The sequence below is a fragment of the Amycolatopsis sp. WAC 04182 genome, from assembly GCF_003947465.1.
In the GTDB taxonomy this organism is placed as follows: Bacteria; Actinomycetota; Actinomycetes; order Mycobacteriales; family Pseudonocardiaceae; genus Amycolatopsis.
Window position 1 is genome coordinate 1,301,415 of record NZ_QHJJ01000002.1, and the last position, 19,454, is coordinate 1,320,868.

Annotated in this window: 11 protein-coding genes and 1 tRNA gene; 4 read left to right on the forward strand and 8 right to left on the reverse strand. The window is 70.8% G+C overall.

Going from position 1 to position 19,454, the window contains the following annotated elements:
• Positions 1–173: 173 nt before the first annotated feature.
• The 5 genes from DMH01_RS13325 to DMH01_RS13345 all read right to left on the reverse strand — a co-directional run bounded on the left by DMH01_RS13325 (position 174) and on the right by DMH01_RS13345 (position 7,805).
• Positions 174–2,714, reverse strand: a complete 2,541-nt coding sequence (locus tag DMH01_RS13325) for a hypothetical protein (protein WP_125676408.1) — start codon at positions 2,712–2,714, stop codon at positions 174–176.
• Positions 2,715–2,730: 16 nt separating this feature from the next.
• Positions 2,731–4,407, reverse strand: coding sequence for an energy-dependent translational throttle protein EttA (ettA, locus tag DMH01_RS13330; protein ID WP_125676410.1), 1,677 nt, complete (start codon positions 4,405–4,407; stop codon positions 2,731–2,733).
• Positions 4,408–4,503: 96 nt separating this feature from the next.
• Positions 4,504–4,953 (reverse strand): single-stranded DNA-binding protein, encoded by a 450-nt coding sequence (locus DMH01_RS13335; RefSeq protein ID WP_233621493.1) that lies wholly within the window; start codon positions 4,951–4,953, stop codon positions 4,504–4,506.
• Positions 4,954–5,140: 187 nt separating this feature from the next.
• Positions 5,141–5,683: a hypothetical protein gene (locus tag DMH01_RS13340; protein ID WP_125676414.1), complete on the reverse strand. Its 543-nt coding sequence runs from the start codon at positions 5,681–5,683 to the stop codon at positions 5,141–5,143.
• Positions 5,684–5,777: 94 nt separating this feature from the next.
• Positions 5,778–7,805: a cytochrome c oxidase assembly protein gene (locus DMH01_RS13345; protein ID WP_125676416.1), complete on the reverse strand. Its 2,028-nt coding sequence runs from the start codon at positions 7,803–7,805 to the stop codon at positions 5,778–5,780.
• Between the two features lie 42 nt (positions 7,806–7,847).
• Here DMH01_RS13345 and DMH01_RS13350 point away from each other — a divergent pair, with 42 nt between their 5' ends.
• Positions 7,848–8,486, forward strand: coding sequence for a histidine phosphatase family protein (locus DMH01_RS13350; RefSeq protein WP_125676418.1), 639 nt, complete (start codon positions 7,848–7,850; stop codon positions 8,484–8,486).
• Here DMH01_RS13350 and DMH01_RS13355 read toward each other — a convergent pair.
• Together DMH01_RS13355 and DMH01_RS13360 are read right to left on the reverse strand one after the other, a co-directional pair.
• Positions 8,460–9,593, reverse strand: coding sequence for a sensor histidine kinase (locus DMH01_RS13355; protein WP_125676420.1), 1,134 nt, complete (start codon positions 9,591–9,593; stop codon positions 8,460–8,462). The two genes, DMH01_RS13350 and DMH01_RS13355, sit on opposite strands and share 27 nt — an antisense overlap.
• Positions 9,594–9,655: 62 nt before the next feature.
• Positions 9,656–10,834: an MFS transporter gene (locus DMH01_RS13360; protein ID WP_125676422.1), complete on the reverse strand. Its 1,179-nt coding sequence runs from the start codon at positions 10,832–10,834 to the stop codon at positions 9,656–9,658.
• A 121-nt stretch (positions 10,835–10,955) separates the two neighbouring features.
• On the opposite strand from DMH01_RS13360, the gene DMH01_RS13365 reads away from it, so the two are divergent.
• The 3 genes from DMH01_RS13365 (at position 10,956) to DMH01_RS13375 (ending at position 12,897) form a co-directional block, all read left to right on the forward strand.
• Positions 10,956–12,005, forward strand: a complete 1,050-nt coding sequence (locus tag DMH01_RS13365) for a LacI family DNA-binding transcriptional regulator (protein ID WP_125676767.1) — start codon at positions 10,956–10,958, stop codon at positions 12,003–12,005.
• A 186-nt stretch (positions 12,006–12,191) separates the two neighbouring features.
• On the forward strand, positions 12,192–12,581 hold the full coding sequence (locus DMH01_RS13370) for a peptidase inhibitor family I36 protein (protein ID WP_125676424.1): 390 nt from the start codon (positions 12,192–12,194) through the stop codon (positions 12,579–12,581).
• Between the two features lie 242 nt (positions 12,582–12,823).
• Positions 12,824–12,897: transfer RNA gene (locus DMH01_RS13375), tRNA-Arg, on the forward strand.
• 259 nt (positions 12,898–13,156) lie between these two features.
• Here the strand turns inward: DMH01_RS13375 and DMH01_RS13380 are convergent.
• Complete coding sequence (locus tag DMH01_RS13380; RefSeq protein WP_233621494.1) at positions 13,157–19,441, reverse strand: non-ribosomal peptide synthetase; 6,285 nt, start codon at positions 19,439–19,441, stop codon at positions 13,157–13,159.
• Positions 19,442–19,454: the final 13 nt, after the last annotated feature.

Genomic DNA, 19,454 nt, shown 5'->3' on the forward strand with positions numbered 1-19,454 from the left:
CGGGTCACATCGGCGGTCTGTCCGGACGTCGCCGCGCCCTGCCGCACCGGGGTGACCAGCACCCATTGCCGCGCGGTGCCGGTTCGGGCGATCTCGCCCGGCCGACTGAATCGTTCAAGTCGATCACGGCTCCCACCGAGGTGGGAGCAAGGGACCTTTGCTACCGCCCGGGGTCAGTCGCTGCCGTTGGCGCGGTGCCGGTCGTGGCCGTTGACGGGACGCTTTCCCGAGTCCTGGGAGCCGAGCTGCTTCACGAGGGCGGCGGCGCTGGCGGTGCCCGCCTGGTGCTCCGCGAGCGCGCGGGCGAGCAGGTCGGCGAGACCGGCGTCCGGCGGCGGCTCGTCCTCGGCGATCGCGCGGGCGTAGCTCTCCGGGAACGGCGTGATCGGACGCCAGGAGCCGGTGTCGGTCAGCGGGTCCAACGCCGGCGGCATCCGCAACCGCGGCAGCCACGGATCCGCGACCTCTTCCTTCGCGCCCGGGCGAGGGCCTTCCCCTGCCCCGCTTCCCGGCGACGGCGCCGGGTCCTCCCGAGGCGGCGGCGCGAGCGGGACTGCGGGCTCGCTGTACTCGACCGGAGGTTGCTCCCGGCGGGCACGGCCAGTGTCGGCGCGTTCTTCGGCGACGGGTTCGGGGTGCACGGGATCCGCGGCGGCGTCCGCGCGACGACGGCCACCGCCCTGCCCGCCCGTGCTCGAGATCCCGAGCCGGTCCAGTACCGATTTCGCCGCCACGGAACCGTGTTCGGCGTCGTGCCTGGTCTTGCGCGAGACCGGCGCCGAGGACCGGCGCGCCCGCTCTTCGGCGGCCCACTCGTCGCTCTCCCACAACGGCGCGGCGGTGCCCGGCGGCCGGGTCTCCGCCGCCACGCGCGGCCGTGGTTCGGCGGCGGGCTCGGGAGCGAGAAGCAGTTCCGGCAGGACGGGTTCCGGCGCCGCGACGGGCATCGGCTCCTCGGCCCGGCGCCGCGTGACCGGAGCCGGGGTTTCCGGCCGGGCGATCGCCGGTTCGGGAGCGACGGTCTCGCGACCCGCGGGCTCCTCCTGACGGCGACGGCGCACGGGTTCCGGTTCCGGGCGCGACACCGGCTCGGGGCGCGAGACCGGTTCTGGCCGCGGCGCGGGCTCCGGCTTCGGCGGCGGCATCAGTTTCGGCGCGACGGGTTCGGCCTTGGGCTCGAACCTGATCGACGGCTTGACCTTCTTCGGCACCCGACGGCGCCAGTCGCTGTCGGACGCCACCGCTTCCTTGGCGGGCTCGGGGCGAGCCGGTGGTTTCAGCACCGGCGTTTCGCTCTTTTCTGCGACCGGAGCCGCGACCGGAGCCACGGGAGGCTCCACCGGGCGTTCCACGGCGGGGCGCGGAGGCTCGACCGGCTTGTGCCGCGCCGGCGCGGGTTCCGCATGCCTGCTCTGCCGCGCGGGCTGCGAGGGCTCACGGCGAACCGGCGGCTCGGCCGCGGCCCGCTTCGGGGGCGCGGCGTCGATCGCCGGGATCACCGCGGTCACTTCGGCCGGTTCCGGCGCGGGAACGGGGGCCACGGCGGCGGACGGCCGCGCGGCGACGGCCCTCAGGACGTCGTCGAGGTCGACGGCGGCGTTCTCGGCCGCGCCGAATTCGCCGACCAGGACGTTGCACGCCTGCCTGCGCGCACGGGCGTGCAGATGCTCGGCGGCGCGCGAACGGTGCAGGCAGCCGATGGCCTCCTCGGGCCGGCCGAGCCGTTCCTCGATCTGCGCGAGTTCCAGCCACAGCCGTGCCGTGACGGCGTGCAGGTTGTGGTCCTCGGCCCCCGCGACCGCCTCACGGACGAGCATTCCCGCGGCTTCACCGGATCCCGCGGGCAGCAGGACACGAGTGGCCACCGCCAGCCGCAGCCACGCGGCCGGCGCGATCCCGGCGGCCCGGACGGGCGCGGCGAGGATCGGCTGCGCGACCTCCAGCGCCATCTCCGTGTCGCCCCGGTCCAGCAACGTGCAGGCGAGTTGCAGGATCAGCCTGATCCGGACGAGACCTCCGTCGTCGTCGGGATTCCCGAGCTTTTCGAGCATGCCGAGCCCGGTCCGCGCGGCGTCGGCGGCCGCCGTCAGGTCACCGTGCCGCCGTCGGTGCGCCGACACCCCGACCCGCAGCAGCGCGCGGATCAGCAACTGGGAATCCGCCGTCATCGAGCCGTCGCCGAGCACGAGCTTGTCCGCCTCGGCGAGCACCCGGTCCAGTTCCGCCTTGCGGCCGAACTGCGCCAGGCAGCCCACCAGGTGACACAACGCCTCCGCCCGGTGCGACGCCGAAACCGCCGGATCGGCCAGCAACGGACGCAGTACCGCCAGGCCCGTCAGCGGGATGCCCACGCTGCGCGCGCAGACCGCCAGGTCGATCCTCAGCCGGGCGGCGATGTCGCCGTAGCCCGCGTGTTCCGCGGCGCGCAGGGCGGCCACGGCCCGGCCGACCGTCCGGGGACGGCCACCGAGCCGAACCCGGGCGCTCACCACCAGGCTCTCCGCGCGGATCCACTGCTCGTCGGCACCGGCGGCCTCGGCGAGCGCGGCCGCGCGCTCCCCGAGGACCAGTGCGAGCTCGGGCGCCCTCAGGTGCAGGGCGTCCGCGCGTTCGATCAACCTGCCGACAGCGGACAGGGTTCCCCCGGTGGCAGCCGTCCGCCCACCCACCATGGTGGTGGGCGAGCCCGGCCGTTGGCGCTTGCTGGCTTCCACGGGGAACCCCCGGCCCTCAGTCGCGGGTCAGCTTGCGATGGGTGACGCGGTGCGGACGAGCCGCCTCGGCACCGAGACGTTCGACCTTGTTCTTCTCGTAGCCCTCGAAGTTACCTTCGAACCAGAACCATTGCGAGGGGTTCTCGTCCGTGCCTTCCCAGGCGAGGATGTGCGTCGCGACCCGGTCGAGGAACCACCGGTCGTGCGAGATGACCACGGCGCAGCCGGGGAACTGCTCGAGAGCGTTCTCCAGCGAGCCCAGGGTCTCGACGTCCAGGTCGTTCGTCGGCTCGTCGAGCAGGATCAGGTTCCCGCCCTGCTTGAGGGTCAGCGCCAGGTTCAGCCGGTTGCGCTCGCCACCGGAGAGCACGCCCGCCGGCTTCTGCTGGTCCGGCCCCTTGAAACCGAACGCGCTGACGTAGGCACGCGAGGGCATTTCGGTCTGCCCGACGTGGATGTAGTCCAGCTTGTCCGAAACCACCTCCCATACCGTCTTCTTCGGGTCGATCCCGCCGCGGTTCTGGTCCACATAGGACAGTTTGACCGTCTCGCCGATCTTGACCCGGCCGTCGTCCGGCTCTTCGAGCCCGACGATCGTCTTGAACAGGGTCGTCTTACCGACACCGTTCGGCCCGATCACGCCGACGATGCCGTTGCGCGGCAGATCGAACGACAGCCCGTCGATCAGCACGCGGTCGTCGAAACCCTTGCGCAGCTTCTCGACCTCGACGACCACGCTGCCCAGCCGGGGCCCCGGCGGGATCTGGATCTCTTCGAAGTCGAGCTTGCGGTGCTTGTCCGCCTCCGCGGCCATCTCCTCGTAGCGGTCGAGCCGGGACCGCGACTTGGTCTGGCGCGCCTTGGCGTTGGACCGGACCCATTCGAGCTCGGACTTCAGCCGCTTGGCGAGCTTGGCGTCCTTCTTGCCCTGGACCTCGAGGCGCTCGCGCTTCTTCTCCAGGTACGTCGAGTAGTTGCCCTCGTAGCCGACGACGCGGCCGCGGTCGAGCTCCATGATCCACTCGGCGACGTTGTCCAGGAAGTACCGGTCGTGGGTGACGGCGAGGACGGCGCCGGCGTAGTTCGCCAGGAACTGTTCCAGCCACAGCACGCTTTCGGCGTCCAAATGGTTGGTGGGCTCGTCGAGGAGCAGCAGGTCGGGCGCGGACAGGAGCAGCTTGCACAGCGCGACCCGGCGACGCTCACCACCGGAGAGGTGGGTGACCGGCTCGTCCGGCGGCGGGCAGCGGAGCGCGTCCATGGCCTGCTCGACCGTGGAGTCGATCTCCCACGCGTCGGCGTGGTCGAGCTCCTCCTGGAGCTTGCCCATCTCCTCCATCAGCTCGTCGCTGTAGTCGGTCGCCATGAGCTCGGCGACCTCGTTGAAGCGGTTGAGCTTGACCTTGATGTCGCCAAGGCCCTCTTCGACGTTTTCGCGGACGGTCTTTTCCTCGTTGAGCTCCGGCTCCTGCATGAGGATGCCGACGCTGGCGCCAGGCTGGAGGAAGGCTTCGCCGTTGCTGGCCTGCTCGATCCCCGCCATGATCTTCAGAACGGTGGACTTACCCGCGCCGTTCGGCCCCACCACGCCGATCTTGGCGCCGGGGTAGAACGCGGTGCTGACGTCGTCGAGGATGACCTTGTCCCCAACGGTCTTGCGCACCTTCTTCATGGTGTAGATGAACTCGGCCATGCAAACGATCGTAGAGCGAGGCGATCGCGGCCTTGACGGCGGTCACCACCGAGCTACCGACAGTCAGCCCGATATCACTGAGTGAGCATCGGAACCTCACCCCACGGGCGCCTCCTCCAGCGCGGTGACCATGGGATTCCCGACGGGCGGCGCTACCGGCGGGATCGCTCTCGGCCGGTCGCGTCCCAACCGGTGGATCTCGGCCGAGCAACGCGCCAGGTTGGGCCCGATGGAGAAGGCCTCAAGCTCAGGTAGACCCAGAGGCGCCGGGATCTCCTCCGCGGTCTCGGCACCGCGCAGCCGCCCGGCCACGATCACCGGGTCGCCCTTGCTCAGGCAGGAGAACGCCGCCATCGCCAGCTTGCGCCAGCAGGTGACCTTGACCGCGAGCTGCCGCCCCTCGCCCCACTCCCCTCTTTCCTTGTCGTACCGGCGTTCGACACTCCGCAGGCCGAACGACACGACGTCGTGCCCGTGCACCCGCTCCGGATGGTGGACCGGTTCGCTGGTCAGGTTGCCGATCATGGTCACCCACGTTTCGCCCATCGCCATCACACTCGCCCTTCTCCTCGTTCCGGGACCTTCCCGGCGTTTCCCTTGACCACAGATTGCCTCGGACTCGAGGGCGGAAAGGGACGAAAACCGGATCTGTGGACAACTCCGGGCGATGGGGGCTTCCTGTGGACAACTCGGGCTGGACGACGGCCGCGGCCGCGGAGCTGTGGTAGGAGACCTACCGGTCCGGCGTCAGGTCGTACGTCATGAAATCGAGGATCAGCCGATCGCCTTGGACTTCGACGAAGAGCGAGAGCGGTGGCGGCGGTTTCCGCAGGTACGCGATCGCGGACTCGGTGAAGCGGACCTTGCCGTCGCCGAGCAGGGTGATGCCCGCGGGTTCCTCGAGGGTGCCGAGCCATTCGGCGTGCCCCGGATCCACCACGGCGGTGTAGGTCTTCGCGACGCCGCCCGAAGACCGTTCGACGGCCCGCAGGATGTCGCTGTACCGAGCGTGGTCGAGCACGGCGCGGACGGCTTCGTCGCACGTCGTCAACCCGAGGGCCACCTGGGCGCTGCCGAAGTAGTCGCCTTGCGGCACCCGCGCGTAGGCGAGCCACACCCCTCCGGCCTTCCCGATGACATGGCCGACCGGCAAGCCGCCCGGCGCCCCGTCGTCGACGCACACGTACACGATCTTTTCGCGACCGTCATGTTCCGTTTTGAGAAAGAGGTTCCGTTGCTCCAGAAGCTTGCGGACGGCTGCTCCGACGTCTGCCACTGCGCTCTCCCCACGCTGGTGAACCTGCCACTGAATCCCAGGTTCCCACCGTGGCGGGCGCCGCGGCCCGGTTGTCCTGTTGCGGCCAACGGCGCTACGAGCCGGAATTCGGCCCCCGCCCCTGATCGGCGAGTTTCTTCAGCATCGCGTTGTAGGCGTTCAGATCCGCGTCCCCGGAGGCCTCCTCGCGGCGGTCCCGGCGCCGCGCCTCCCGCTCGTCCTGCCGCGCCCACTGCACCAGCAGCGCGACGAGCACCAGCAGCACCGGCAGCTCACCGGACGCCCACGCGATCCCGCCGCCGAGCCGCTGGTCGGTGAGGAGGTCGGTGACCCACGGCAGTTTCAGCCCGCGGTAGAAGTCCTGCCCGAGCACGGTCTGCATGCTCATCAGCGCGATCCCGAAGAACGCGTGGAACGGCATGGCCGCGAACATCATCCCCAGCCGTCCGAGCGGCGGGAGCCGTCGCGGCGCCGGGTCGACCCCGATCACCGGCCAGTAGAAGACGTACCCGGCGAGCAGGAAGTGCGCGTTCATCGCCAGATGCGCCCAGTGGTAGTTCAGCGCCGAATCGAACAGGCCAGAGAAGTACAGGCCGTAGAAGGAACCGACGAACAGCAGCAGCGCGACGATCGGATGCGTCAGGAACCGCGAAAGCGGCGAGTGCACGAAGGCGAGCAGCCATTCACGCGGTCCGGGCGGGGCGTCCTTGCCCGCCGTGGGCAGCGCGCGCAGCGCGAGCGTCACGGGCCCGCCGAGCACGAACAGCACCGGCGCCACCATGGACAGCAACATGTGGTTGCCCATGTGCACGCTGAACATCGCGGGCGCGTACCGGCCGATCCCGGACGACGTCGCGATCAGCAGCACGAAACAACCGCCGAGCCACGCGACCGTCCGGCCGGTGGCCCAGGTGTCGCCGCGGCGCCGCAGCCGCCGGACCCCGGCGAGGTACAGCCCGGCGAGAACGAGCGCGAGAGTGCCGTAGACGAGGTCGAACCGCCAGTCGGTGAGCAGCCGGAAGACCGTCGGCGGACCGTAGAGGTCGTACCCGATCAGCAGTTCCGTGGTCGACGGCTGGGTCAGCGATTCCTGCGGCGGCGGTGTCTTCGCGAGCCCGGTGGCGATGCCGATCGTGACGAACATGATCAGCACCTCGACCGCGGCGAGCCGCAGCAGCTGACCGCCGCCCGCGCCGTTCACCAGCCCGGCGACCCCCTTCTGCCGCTGCTGGTGACCGAAGACGCCGAGCAGCAGCAACGCGACGACCTTTGCGACCACCAGCAGGCCGTAGTCGGTGGTGAACAGGTCGGCGATCCTGATCCGCACCAGCGCGTTCACGATTCCGGAGACCGCCATCACGATCCAGCACACCAGCGCCAGCTTCGAAAACCGCGTCGCGGCGAGCTTGAGGTTCTGGCCGCGGCGCCAGCCGAGCGCCAGCAGCGCCACCAGACCGCCGACCCACAACGCCGCGGCGACCAGGTGGTACAGCAGGCTGTTGGTCGCCATGTCGTGCGAGCCGCCGCTCGCGGAATGCCCGGTGACCGCGACCGGGACCAGGCCGCCGACGGACAGGAAGAAGACCACCGTCGTCCAGCCCCAGGTCAGCGCGAGACGGCAGCCGAGCGCGACCAGCAACGCGATCAACGCGGTGAACAGCCAGGCCTTCGGCTGCTCGATGGCGTCGACGAGATCGACCAGCACCTGCGGCGAGAGCACCTCGGTGAACGGGCGGCCCGCGCCGTCGGCCGCGGAGAAGAAGATCGACGCGGCGGCCGCGAAGAACCAGACCCACGCCGCGGCGCCGGCGACGCGGATGGCCGCGTAACCGTCGGCCGCGAGCGTGCCGGATTTCTGCGGCGGGACGAGGAACGCGGCGAGCAGCAGCGAACCCACGCACAGCACCGAAGCCGCCTCGGCCAGCACCCGGACGACGGTGATGCCGTAGCGGGTCACCAGGCCCGGGTCCGGGAGTCCGGCGATGACGTAACCGGCGCCACCGGTCAGCGCGACCAGGCCGACGGCCACCACCGCGGCCAGGAGCGCCCCGATCGACACCAGCGGCAGGACACCGGCCTTCCGCGCGGGTGGGGCCGGTTTCGTCTCGGGGTCTGAAGGCACGTCACGAGGGTATGCCGGACGCGCAACCGGCAAGATGGCGGCGTGCGGATCATCCTGCTGAGGCACGCCGAGTCGCTCGGCAACGTCGACGAGCTCGCCTACACCCGGATCCCCGACCACGCCCTGCCGCTGACCGACGCCGGTCGTGAGCAGGCGAAGCTGGCGGGCCCGGAGATCGCGGAGGTCCTCGGCGGGCAGCGGACGGCGGTCTACGTCAGCCCGTATCTGCGGACGCGGGAAACGTTGCGGCTGCTGGACATCGGGGAGGTCTGCGAGCGGATCGTGCCGGAACCGAGGCTGCGGGAACAGGACTGGGGCAACCTCCAGGACCCGCTGGAGCAGGAGGTCCAGAAACTCCGGCGCCACGAGTTCGGCCACTTCTTCTACCGGCTTCCGTTCGGCGAGTCCGGGGCGGACGTCGACGACCGGGTCGCGGCGTTCCTCAGCGAGCTGGCGGCGTGCGGCGAAGATCACCCCGAAACCGTGCTGGTCGTCTCACACGGGCTCACCATCCGTTTGCTGTGCCGACGGCTCTTCGGCTGGAGCATCGAGCTCTTCGAGTCCCTGTCCAACCCGAAGACCTGCGAATTCCGCGTCGTGGAGCGGGTGGACGGCAAGTGGACGCTGGACCGTCCGTTCCGCCAATGGCGCGACTCACCCGACGGGGAGACTCAGGACTGAGGGAGCGAGGAGCACCACCCTCGTTCCCAGTCCCGGGCTGGATTCGATCCGCGCGAATCCGCCGATCTCCGCCATCCGCGCGATGATCGAGTTCTCGAGGCCGAAGCCGCGCCTGCGCGCGCCGACGTCGAAACCGGCGCCGTGATCACGCACCGTCAAGGAGACTCCGCCACCGATCTCTTCGATGCTCACGACGGCGCGCCTGGTCCCGGAGTGCTTCACCACGTTGCGCAGGGCTTCCCTGGCGGAGTCGTGCAGCGCCAGGGAAGCCTCCTCCGAAAGCTCCGGCGCGGCGTCGTCCTGAACGACGACCTCGACGCGCAGGCCCTCCGCGGCCATCTCGGCGGCGAGCAGCCGCAGGCGCTGGTGCAGCCCGATCCCTGCGGCGGATTCGTGTTCGAGGCTGATCCGGATGCGCATCGCCTGGGCGCGAGCGGTCCGGCGGACGCGGTCGAGGCTGGCCGCCGGGTCGAGTTCGTCGGCGGGCGCGGGGATCGCGAACGACTCCATCACCTGCAGGACGGTGTCGTGGACGTCGCGGCGGTGCCGTTCGCGTTCCGCCGCCCTGCCCTGCTGCTCCCCGAACCCGACCGCGAACCGCATCGACGCGCCGACCAGGCCGGCGACCGCGAGCGACACCACCAGCGCGGTTCCGAGCGTGAGGAGGAGACCGAGCGAGGAAGCCGGGTCCAGCAGGGTGTGTGTCAGCACCGCGGCGCCGACGGCCAGCGCCCCGGCCGTCGCGCCGCGCAGCAGGGTCCAGACCATCACCGTGCCCATCAGATGGGTCCAGGTGATCGACGTGATCGCGGTGTCCTGCGCGAACGGCGCGGCCCCGAGGACGAAGAGCACGGCGAACACGCTGTCCACCAACGGAACCAGCCTCGCCCCGGCCGCGGACCAGCGGAAGATCCAGACGGCCGCGACGACGTTGGGCACCAGATGCAGCGCCACGAACGTCCACAGCAGCGACGACCCCAGGCCCGCCACCCACAGCGCCTGCACCAGCATGGCCAGCCGGAACGCCACCGGGACCAGGACCAGCCAGGGCATCGTGGTCCGCACCAGTCGCGCCGGGATACCTCCGCCACCCCCGAGCATCAGCACCCTCCCGGATTAGCCTCACTGAAACAGCGACCGAAGCGCATTCATCTCAGTTTACCGGGATGTCAACGGGCGACGGGTTCGGCGACCTCCTCCCGTTTCCGCGCCCGCGCCGCCGCCACCGCGGACGGCACGATCAGCGCGGCGGTCAGCCCGACGAACAGGAACGACACCGAAAGCGACGTCACCTGCGCGATCCCGCCGATCAGCGGTGGCCCCGCGAGGAAGCCGGTGTAGGCGATCGCCGTGACGAAGGCCAGTTCGCGCTCACCTCCGGTTCCGTCGGCGCGTTTGCCGGACGCGCCCGCGAGGCTCAACGCGATCGGGAAGGCCGCGGCGAGCCCGGCCCCCGCCAGCGCGAAGCCGACGAATCCGAACACCGGGACGTGGGCCAGCGCGGCGAGCACGAGCCCCGCCGCGGCGATCCCGGCACCCACGGCCAGCGCGCGTGTCGCGCCGAAACGGTTCTGAAGCCAGGCGCCCGCGAGCCTGGCGAGCGCCATGGCCAGGGCGAACCCCGAGTACGCGAAGGCGGCGGCGCCGTCGCCGACCCCGTGCACGGACGTCATCAGCAGGGCGGACCAGTCCGAACTCGCCCCCTCCGCGATCGCCGAGAACAGCGCGATGGCGGCGAGGAGCCAGAGGACGGGACGTTTGATCGGCGCCACTCGCGGCTTCTCGACGGGTTCGGTGTGCACGGGCCGCGCGCCGGGCACGGCGGCGATGACGAAGGCGAGCACCACCAGGGCGGCCAGCGCGGCGACCGTCAGATGCCTCCCCGGCGACCACTGGTGCGACGCGGCGAACCCGGCGGCGACGGAGCCCGCCAGCGCGCCGAAGCTGAATCCGGCGTGCAAGATCGGCATGATCGCGCGTCCGGACCCGCGCTCCACCTCGACTCCGGCGACGTTCATCGCCACGTCGAGCGCGCCGACGCTCGCCCCGAGGACGAACAACGCCCCGGCGAGCAGGGCGACCGACGTCGAGAAGCCGATCATCGGCAACGCCGCGCAGGCGACGACCGTGCTGCCCGCGACCACCGCGCGGGCGCCGTACCGCTCGATCAGCCGCCCCGAAACCGACGCCGCGATCAGCATGCCGACGCTGGCGCCCAGCAGGGCCAGCCCGAACACCCCCGGAGACGCGTCCACCCTTTCCGACAACGCCGGTGTCCGCGGCGCCCAGGAGCCGAGCGCGGCCCCGTTGAGCGCGAACACGACGAAAACGGCCGTACGGTCACGCATAGACCCCAGTCTCCTTTCGATTCCCCTTCCCCCAGAATGACTTAAGCGCTTCAGAAAGTCCACCGGCCCCTGCCGGGACTAGACTGCCGCGGTGACCAGCACCCGACGGCGAAGGCCGACGTTGGACGATGTCGCCGACGCCGTCGGAGTGTCGCGCGCGACCGTCTCCAACGCCTACAACCGGCCCGATCAGCTGTCCGCCCAGCTGCGGGAAGAGGTGCTTCGCGCGGCAAAGAAGATCGGGTACGCGGGACCGAACCCGACCGCCCGCAGTCTCGCCACCAGCCGCACCGGCGCGATCGCCGTCCTGCTCGACACGAACCTTTCGACGGCGTTCTCGGATCCCGCGCTGTCGGTCACCCTCGACGCGCTCTCGACCGTCGTCGATCCCGAGGGCCACGCCCTGCTGCTGCTTCCCGGCGACGGCGAGAGCGGCGGGCCGCGCGCGGAGCGGATCCTGACCGCGCAGGCCGACATCGCGGTGGCGTATTCGCTGGCCGACGGCGCGCCGGCGCTGACCGCGGTCCGGGACCGGGGCCTGCCGCTGGTGGTCATCGACCAGCCCCATATCCGCGGTTCGGCGAGGATCGGCGTCGCGGACCGGGCCGGCGCGGCCGCCGCCGCCCGGCATCTGGTGGAGCTCGGGCACCGCCGGATCGGGATCTTCTCGGCGCAGTGCCTCTCGGCGCCGCGCGGGGGCGAACTGAGCGTGGCCGAGGCCGGGAACAGCCGGTTCCACGACAACCGCGAACGGATGGCCGGCTACCTGGAGACGCTGGCCGAGGCGGGGATCCCGGCGGCGGACGTGCCGATCTGGGAGGCGTCCGGGCTGTCGGTCGAAGGAGCCCTCCCGAGCGCTTTCGGCCTGCTGGACCGGCGACCACGGCCGACGGCGCTGCTGTGCATGTCGGATCTCCTGGCACTGGCGGCGATTTCGGCCGCCAGGCAGCTCGGCCTGTCGGTCCCGGGCGACCTTTCGGTCGTGGGCTACGACGACGTCCCGCCCGCCCGGTGGTCCGAACCACCGCTGACGACGGTCCGGCAGGACCTCTCCGCCAAGGGACGGGCGGCCGGCGAACTGGTGCTGGGCCTGCTGCGCGGGGAGAAGGTCCCCGCGCCGGCCGAGGTACCCGCCGAACTGGTCGTCCGGGACTCCACCGCGCCCGCGTAGCACCCGCTTTCGGCACGCGCAAGGCGGCCCCGGCGATATGTGGACAACTCGCCCCGATCGAGCGGCGCACTACTACTTATCCACAGAAGTAGAAATGCGGGCAGACAAACCCTTCCCCGCGCGCCATCGTGGAATCACACATTCACCGACGGCGGTCGAGCCGCCGATTCACGGGGGAGAACCACCATGCAACGACGTTTGACGAACCTGCGCGCCCGCCTCCCGCACGTGCTCCTGCTGGCCGTGTTCGGCCTGCTGACCAGCACCGGAGTCGCGAGCGCCACCACGGCGCCGCCCGAACCCGCCTGCCAGAAGGGCGAGTTCTGCGTCTGGGGCGAAGATTCGTACGGCGGCGCGGTGCACAAATTCGACCTGCGCACCTCCAATCCCGACGAATGCATTCCCTTACCCGAAGGCTTCGACGGGCATTCGTTCGTCAACCGGCTGAGCCGGGACGTGACGATTTACCAGAGCGAGGAATGCACCACAGAGGGAGATTTCATCACCTATCCGGGTGGCGGCACCTACGTGCCCCAGGGACCGTTCGTGATCCGCGCCCTCAAGATCTGGGACTGACCACCCCGGCGGTTCGCGCCGGTCGCTCGCGAAAGAGTCGACTCGCGACCTGCGCGAACCCAGGGGCCGCTCCCCCGAAGCGGCCCCGGCCCGTGAGCGCGTCACCCCGCGTCGTGACGCGCTCACGGGCGTTCCAAAAAAGGGTGGGCTCGACCTGAAACGATCTGGCGGTGTCGAACGATCGACAGGTTGGCGACGGCTAAGCTGCCGATGCTGGGCGACACCCAACGTCGCCGACGTCGGCCCTCGTAGCTCAGCTGGATAGAGCAAGAGCCTTCTAATCTCTAGGTCGCAGGTTCAAGTCCTGCCGGGGGCACGCCGCCAGAGGGAAACCCCTGGTCACGCAAGTGGCCAGGGGCCCCTCAGCTCTACGACGTCGAGTACGTCGATGACGTAGCGCCGCCGGTCGTGGGCGCGGTCCTTCGGAAGGGCGTTCCGGACGGTCTCTTGGCGCAGTTCTGACCGATCAACCCGGCTCCGGTGACCCGGATCACGGTGTCGTGGATCCAGCTGATTCCCTGGTCAAAGTCCGCCGAGGAGTGCCAGTCCAGCGGCAGTAATTCACCGGTGTGGCTTCAGAGGCTCCCTTCCTCGGAAGCTTCGGGTGCCAGAGCGGCCAGCTGCCGTGCGACACCCTCCACCGTCGGAGCGGTGAACAACGTCCGCAGCGGCAGGACGACGTCGTACCGCTTGCGCACCGTTTCCAGCATCCGGGTCGCGCGCAGGCTGTCCCCGCCGAGGGTGAAGAAGTTCTGCCGCCGTCCGACGGTCTCCACCGCCAGCAGTTCCCGCCACAGCGCGGCCACCGCGAGCTCCCACTCCCCCCGCGGTGGCTCCATGACCTCGACGCGTGCCGGGGCCGCCAGCGCGGCGACCGCCACCCGGTCGAGCTTCCCGTTGGCGCTCAACGGGATCCGGTCCACGGTCACGAGCCGCTCCGGGACCATGTGCGCGGGAAGCCTGGTCGCGACGTCGGTGAGCGTACTGTCCACATCGGACGCTCCGGTGATCACCGCGACCAGCCGCCGGTCCGCTCCCGTGCCGTGGACGGCGGCGGCGGCCTGCGTGACGTGCGGGGCCTCGAGCAGCGCCACCTCGACCTCACCCAGCTCGATCCGGTAGCCGCGGATCTTCACCTGCTGGTCCCGCCGTCCCAGGAACTCCAGGGTGCCGTCCGGCCAGTACCGCCCGAGGTCACCGGTCCGGTACCAGCGTCCGCCGTCGAACTCGACGAACCGGTCGGCGGTCAGGTCCGGAGCGCCGCGGTAGCCGCGGGCGACCCCGGCGCCGCCAATCCACAACTCGCCGGGCACCCAGTCCGGGCAGTCCCGGCCGAGGTCGTCGACCACCCGGAAGGCCTGATTGCGCAACGGTTTCCCGTACGGGATGGAGCGCCACGCCAGGTCCAACCCGGTCACCTCGGTGAAGTTCGACCAGATCGACGCCTCGGTCGCCCCGCCGAGCGCGACGAACCGGAGGTCACCTGCCCGCTCGGGGAGGTCGAGGCCGACCCAGTCACCGGAGACGAGCACGAGCCGAAGCGAAGGCACGGAAGGAGCCACGACCAGCAACATGTCCAGGAGCGCGGGCACGGTGTTCCAGATCGTCACCCCGTGCCGGGTCACCAGTTCCTGCCAGCGCCGTGCGTCACGGCGGTCGTCCTCGTCGATCGTGACGAGAGCGCCGCCGGCCGACAGCAGGCCGAAGATGTCGTACACCGAGAGGTCGAAGTCCAGCGCGGACACCGCGAGCACCCGGTCGTCCGGGCCGACCTCGAACCGTGCGTTGATGTCGTCGATGGTGTTCATCGCCGCCCGATGGGTGATTTCGACGCCCTTCGGCTCGCCGGTCGAGCCGGACGTGAAGATCACGTACGCCAGCTCGTCGGGATCGGGATTCACCGCGGCGGGAAGCGGAGAGCAGGACATCGCGGTACTCGGCAGGACGGCGACGGCGGTACCTGCCCGGGACGTGTCATCGGTGATCGCCAGCCGGGCACCGGCCAGTTTCAGGATGCGGTTACGCCTCGCGGCCGGCTGGTCGACGCCGATCGGCACGTACGCGCAGCCCGCGGCGAGCACCCCGAGCACGGCGACCACCTGGTCCGGCCCCTTCGGCAGGACGACCGCGATCCGGTCGCCGGGTTCCGCTCCCTGGGCGATCAACGCGGACGCCATCCGCAGCGACCGCTCGGCGAGTTCGCCGTACGTCATGCTGCCCACGACGGCGACCCTGCCGGGGTCCGCCGCGGCCAGCCGGAAGAAGTCGGCGTGCAGGGCGCGCTCCGGCAGCGGGCCTTCGGTGGCGTTGACCTCCGCCCGGACGGACGCCTGCGCGGCGGGCAGCAGATCGGCCACCGGGGCACGCCAATCCTCGGTCGCCACCAGGTCGACCAGCTTGAGGTACGCCTCGAACATCGCGTCGAGCAGTCCCGGCGGGAACAAGTCGTCGACGGCGTCCCAGTTGATCGCGATCCCGCCGTCGACCTCGGTGACCTGGTGGTCGAGCCACACCTGCGGCGTCTGCGAGACACCCCAGACCTGCTCGGCGAACAAACCGTCGCCGTCGGCCGAGGCGAAGCCGAGTGCGCTGGTGAACACCACCGGCATGACGACCTCGGGATCGCCCGACGCCCTCGCGAGTTCCCGGCGCAGATGCACGGCCGAAACGTCGCGGTGGTCCAGCGCCGCCCACAACTCCTCCTGCGCACGGCGGACGCGATCCAGCCAGCCGTCGCCGGGCCGGGGCCGGTAGCCGACGAGCAGCAGCGACGTGAAATCGCCCATCACCCGGCCGATATCCGGATGCACCTCCCGGCGGTCGAACAGCGTGAGGTTCAGGGTGAGGTCGGGGCTGGCGCTCCATCGGCCGATCACCTCGGAGAACGCGCTGAGCAGCACCGCCGACGGGGTCACCCCGTGCTCACGAGCCAGATCGGTGATCCTCGTCCACCGGGCGGCCTCGATGACGGCGGCACGGCGGCTGAAGCGGGGGACACCGACCTCGGCCGGTTCCTTGGCGAGCGGCAACTGTGGCGCGGGCGGCAAGGTCGGCAGCTGCTCACTCCAGTACCTTTCCGCCTCCTCCGACGGCGGCGGGGTGGAGAGCACGTAGTCGCGGAACGAGACCTCCACCGGCGGCAGCTCGGCGTCCGGGTTCTCGTACAGGGCGGCGAGTTCGGCGTAGAAGGTGAGGATGCTCAACGCGTCGAGCACCAGGTTGTCCATACCGACCGCGAGCCGCGTCCGGGTGCCCTGCCGCACCCCGCGAAGCGAGAAGAGCGGCCAGGACGACGGGTCGAACACCTGGTGCGACATGGACTCCCGCAGTGTTTCGGGGGTCTCGTCGGTCACCTCCACCGGAAGCCAAGGCACTTCCGGCAGGATCCGCTGGTCGCCCTGCTCGTCGAAGACCGCCCGCAGCATCTCGTGCCGCCGGATCAGCTTGTTCAGCGCGACTTCCAACCGCGACACGTCGAGGGCTTCGACGTCGTACTCGCGATAGAAGTGACAGCCGGTCCCGCCGAGCGTGAACCCGCTGTCCCGGCCGAGCCAGTACGCGCGTTGCACCGGCGTCGGCGGGAACGGCTCGTGCCGGTTCTCCGGGTCGGCCACCAGCACCCCGGAATCCACAATGGACTGGTCGAGTTCGAGCGCGGCCGCGAACGCCGCCAGCGTCGGGGCGCCGAACAGCGCGCTCAGCGAGACACCGGTCAGACCGTCGGACCGGAGCCTGCCGATCAGGCGGGTGGCCAGCAGCGAATCCCCGCCCAGCGCGAAGAAGTCGTGCTCGCGGCCGACCTCGGGCACCCGCAGGATCTCGGCCCACGCGGCGGCGACCAGGTGTTCGACCTCCCCCTCCGGAGCCGTGACGACTCGCTCGTCACGGTGGCCCGTCAGCGTCCGGCGCAGAGCGGCGCGGTCGATTTTCCCGTTGGCCGTCAGCGGTAGCGCGTCCAGCGCGACGACGACGTCGGGCATCATCGGCGCGGGCAGCCGTTGTGCGAGGAAGTCCGTGAGCCCTTCCGCCGAACCGACCAGGGCGACGGCCAGCCGCCGGTCCTCGGTCACCACCGCGACGGCTTGGGAGACCTCCGGATGTTCGGTCGCCGCGGCTTCGATCTCCCCCGGTTCGATCCGGTGCCCACGAAGCTTGACCTGGTGATCCGCCCGGCCGAGGAAGTCCAGCGTGCCGTCCGGCAGGTACCGGGCGAGGTCGCCCGTGCGATACCAACGCGTGCCGTCGACTTCGACGAACCGGTCCGCCGTCCGCTCGAGATCGCCGCGGTAGCCGAGGGCGACGCCTGCGCCGCCGATCCACAACTCACCGGGGACCCAGTCCGGCCGGTCCCGGCCAAGGCCGTCCACCACGCGGCAGACGACGTTGCCCAGCGGTGTCCCGTACGGCACACAAGTCCATTGTGGATCCACGGTGGCGACTTCGAAGACCGTCGAGTGGATCGCGGTCTCCGTCGTGCCGCCGAGGCCGGCGAACCGGCAGCCCGGTGCGCGGGCGGCGAGCCTGCCGGGAAGGTCCGTGGTGACGCGGTCCCCGCCGAGCAGCACCACGCGCAGCGGCAGTTCGTCGGTCACCAGCATCAGCATGTCCAGCAGCGCGGGAACGCAGTTGAGCACGGTCGCGTGGTGCCGGCCGGCCAGGTCCGCCCACACGGTCGCGTCCCGGCGCCCGGTGTCCCGCGGGCAGATCACCGCGCCACCCACCGACAGCGGGCCGAAGATGTCGTACACGGAGAGGTCGAATTCCAGCGCGGACAACGCCAGCGTCCGGTCTTCCGCGCCGATTCCGAAGCGGGCGTTGAGGTCGTCGACCGTGTTCGCGGCGGCGCCGTGCGAGATCTCGACGCCCTTGGGTTCCCCGGTCGAACCGGAGGTGTAGATGACGTACGCGAGTCCCGCGCCGAACTCGGGCCTCGCCAAGGGGTCCCCGGACGGCGGGAGCGTGTCCAGCACGAACCGGACACCCGCCGACGAGAGGATGCGTTCGCGGCGCGCGGGCGGTTGGTCGACGCCGATCGGCACGTAGGCGCAGCCCGCGGCGAGCACCCCGAGCACCGCGACGACCTGCTCCGGCCCCTTGGGCAGGGACACCGCCACGAGGTCGCCGGACTCGACGCCCCGCGAGCGCAGATATCCCGCGACCTTCAGCGCCCGCGCCGCGAGCTCGCCGTAACTCAGGACGCCGTCGATCTCCCAGAGCACCGCTGTCGCCTCGGGATTCGCTTCGGCCAGCGAGAAGAACGGCTCGTGCAGCGCGTGCGGAGGCCGGTGGACCGCGGTGTCGTTGGCGACCGCGCGTACCTCGGTCTGGGACCGCGGCAGCAACGGCGGCACCGGCTCCGACCAGGCCTCGGAACCGGCGAGCAGCCGGTCGAGCAACCGGCCGTAGGCGGCGAACATCGCTTGGGGCACCCCGGGGACGAACGCGTCCTCGCGAACGTCCCAGTTCATCAGCAGCCCACCGTCGAGTTCGGTGACCTGCGCGTCCAACCAGACCTGCGGGCCCTGCGAGATGATCCAGACGGCGTCGCCGAAACACTCGCGGACCTCGCGGGAGAACAACTCCCCCAGTCCGAGCGCGCTCGTGTAGACCACCGGCGCCAGCATCTGTTCCCCGTGCGCGCGGGAGAGGTCGCGCAGCACCTCGACGCCCGAGTACCCGGTGTAGGCGACATCGGTGTGGAACCGGTCCTGCAGGCGCCGCGCGCGTTCGGCGAAGGTGCCCGGAACGCTCCCGTCCCATTCGAGCAGGACCGACGACGTGAAGTCGCCGACGAGGGCGTCGACGTCCGCGTGCAGCGGATCGCGGTCGAACAGCGGCAGGTTGAGCAGGAACGCGGGCTCGGCGCTCCACGCGGTCAGTGTCTCGGCGAAGACCGCGGCCAACGCCATCGCGGTGGTCAGGCCGTGACGGCGAGCGCCGTTCTCCAGCGTCCGGACGTCGTCCGCGGTGAGCTTCCGGTGGTGCCGGGTCACCCGGGCGGCCTCGCCGAGTTGCCCGGCGACCGGCAACCGCGGGGCGCCCGGCAGACTCGCCAGCCGGTCCTGCCAGTACGCCGCCCCGGCTCCGGCCCGGCGGCGTTCGGCCAGATAGCGCGGATAGCTGTAGTCCAGCGGCGGCAACGGTTCACCCTGGTAGGCCCGGGCCAGATCGGCCAGCAGGACCCGCAGGCTCAGCGCGTCGGCCGCGACCATGTCGAGGTTGACGTGCGTCCGAGTGCGCCCGCCGGGAAGCAGCGACAGCTGGACGTCGAAGACCTCGCCCGCGCCGATGTCCATCTGACGGTGGGAAAGCCGATCCCGCAGAGCGTCCGAACCGGACAGGTCTGCGGCCTCGCGGAAGTCGTGGACCCGCAACCCCGGCCACCCGCCCGGCTCGGCGATGCGCTGGGTGCCGTCGTCGTTGATCACCACGCGCAGCATCCCGTGCCTCGCGAGCACGGCGCGCACCGCCGGTTCCAGTCGCTCCGGCCGGACGCCGACGCCGTCGAACTCGTGGTAGAAGTGCGCCGCCACACCGCCGAGCCGCTGCCCCGGTTCGCGGCCGACCCAGTAGGCGTGCTGCATCAGCGCGAGCGGGAAGGTACCCGACTCGTCCACTGTGGACTGCGGTGCCGGTTCGGGTTCGGGAGTCCCGTCGGCGAGGAGTTTCTCCCACGCCGAGAGGGTCGGCGTGGTCACCAGATCGGCGAACTTGACGTTCGCCCCGGCCTTCCGCCAGTTTCCGGCCAGCCGCATCATCGTGATCGAGTCCATGCCCAGCTCGATCAGATTGTCGTCGGCGCCGATCTCGTCCAGTTCGAGCAGTTCGGCGACATGCCCGTGCAGATCTTCGACAGACAAGGAGAAGTCCTTT

Excerpts from the sequence above, each read along its gene's own strand:
- DMH01_RS13335 (WP_233621493.1), bottom strand. The coding sequence starts at position 4,953 with ATGGGCGAAACGTGGGTGACCATGATCGGCAACCTGACCAGCGAACCG.
- ettA (WP_125676410.1), bottom strand. The coding sequence starts at position 4,407 with ATGGCCGAGTTCATCTACACCATGAAGAAGGTGCGCAAGACCGTTGGG.
- DMH01_RS13360 (WP_125676422.1), bottom strand. The coding sequence starts at position 10,834 with ATGCGTGACCGTACGGCCGTTTTCGTCGTGTTCGCGCTCAACGGGGCC.
- DMH01_RS13370 (WP_125676424.1), top strand. The coding sequence starts at position 12,192 with ATGCAACGACGTTTGACGAACCTGCGCGCCCGCCTCCCGCACGTGCTC.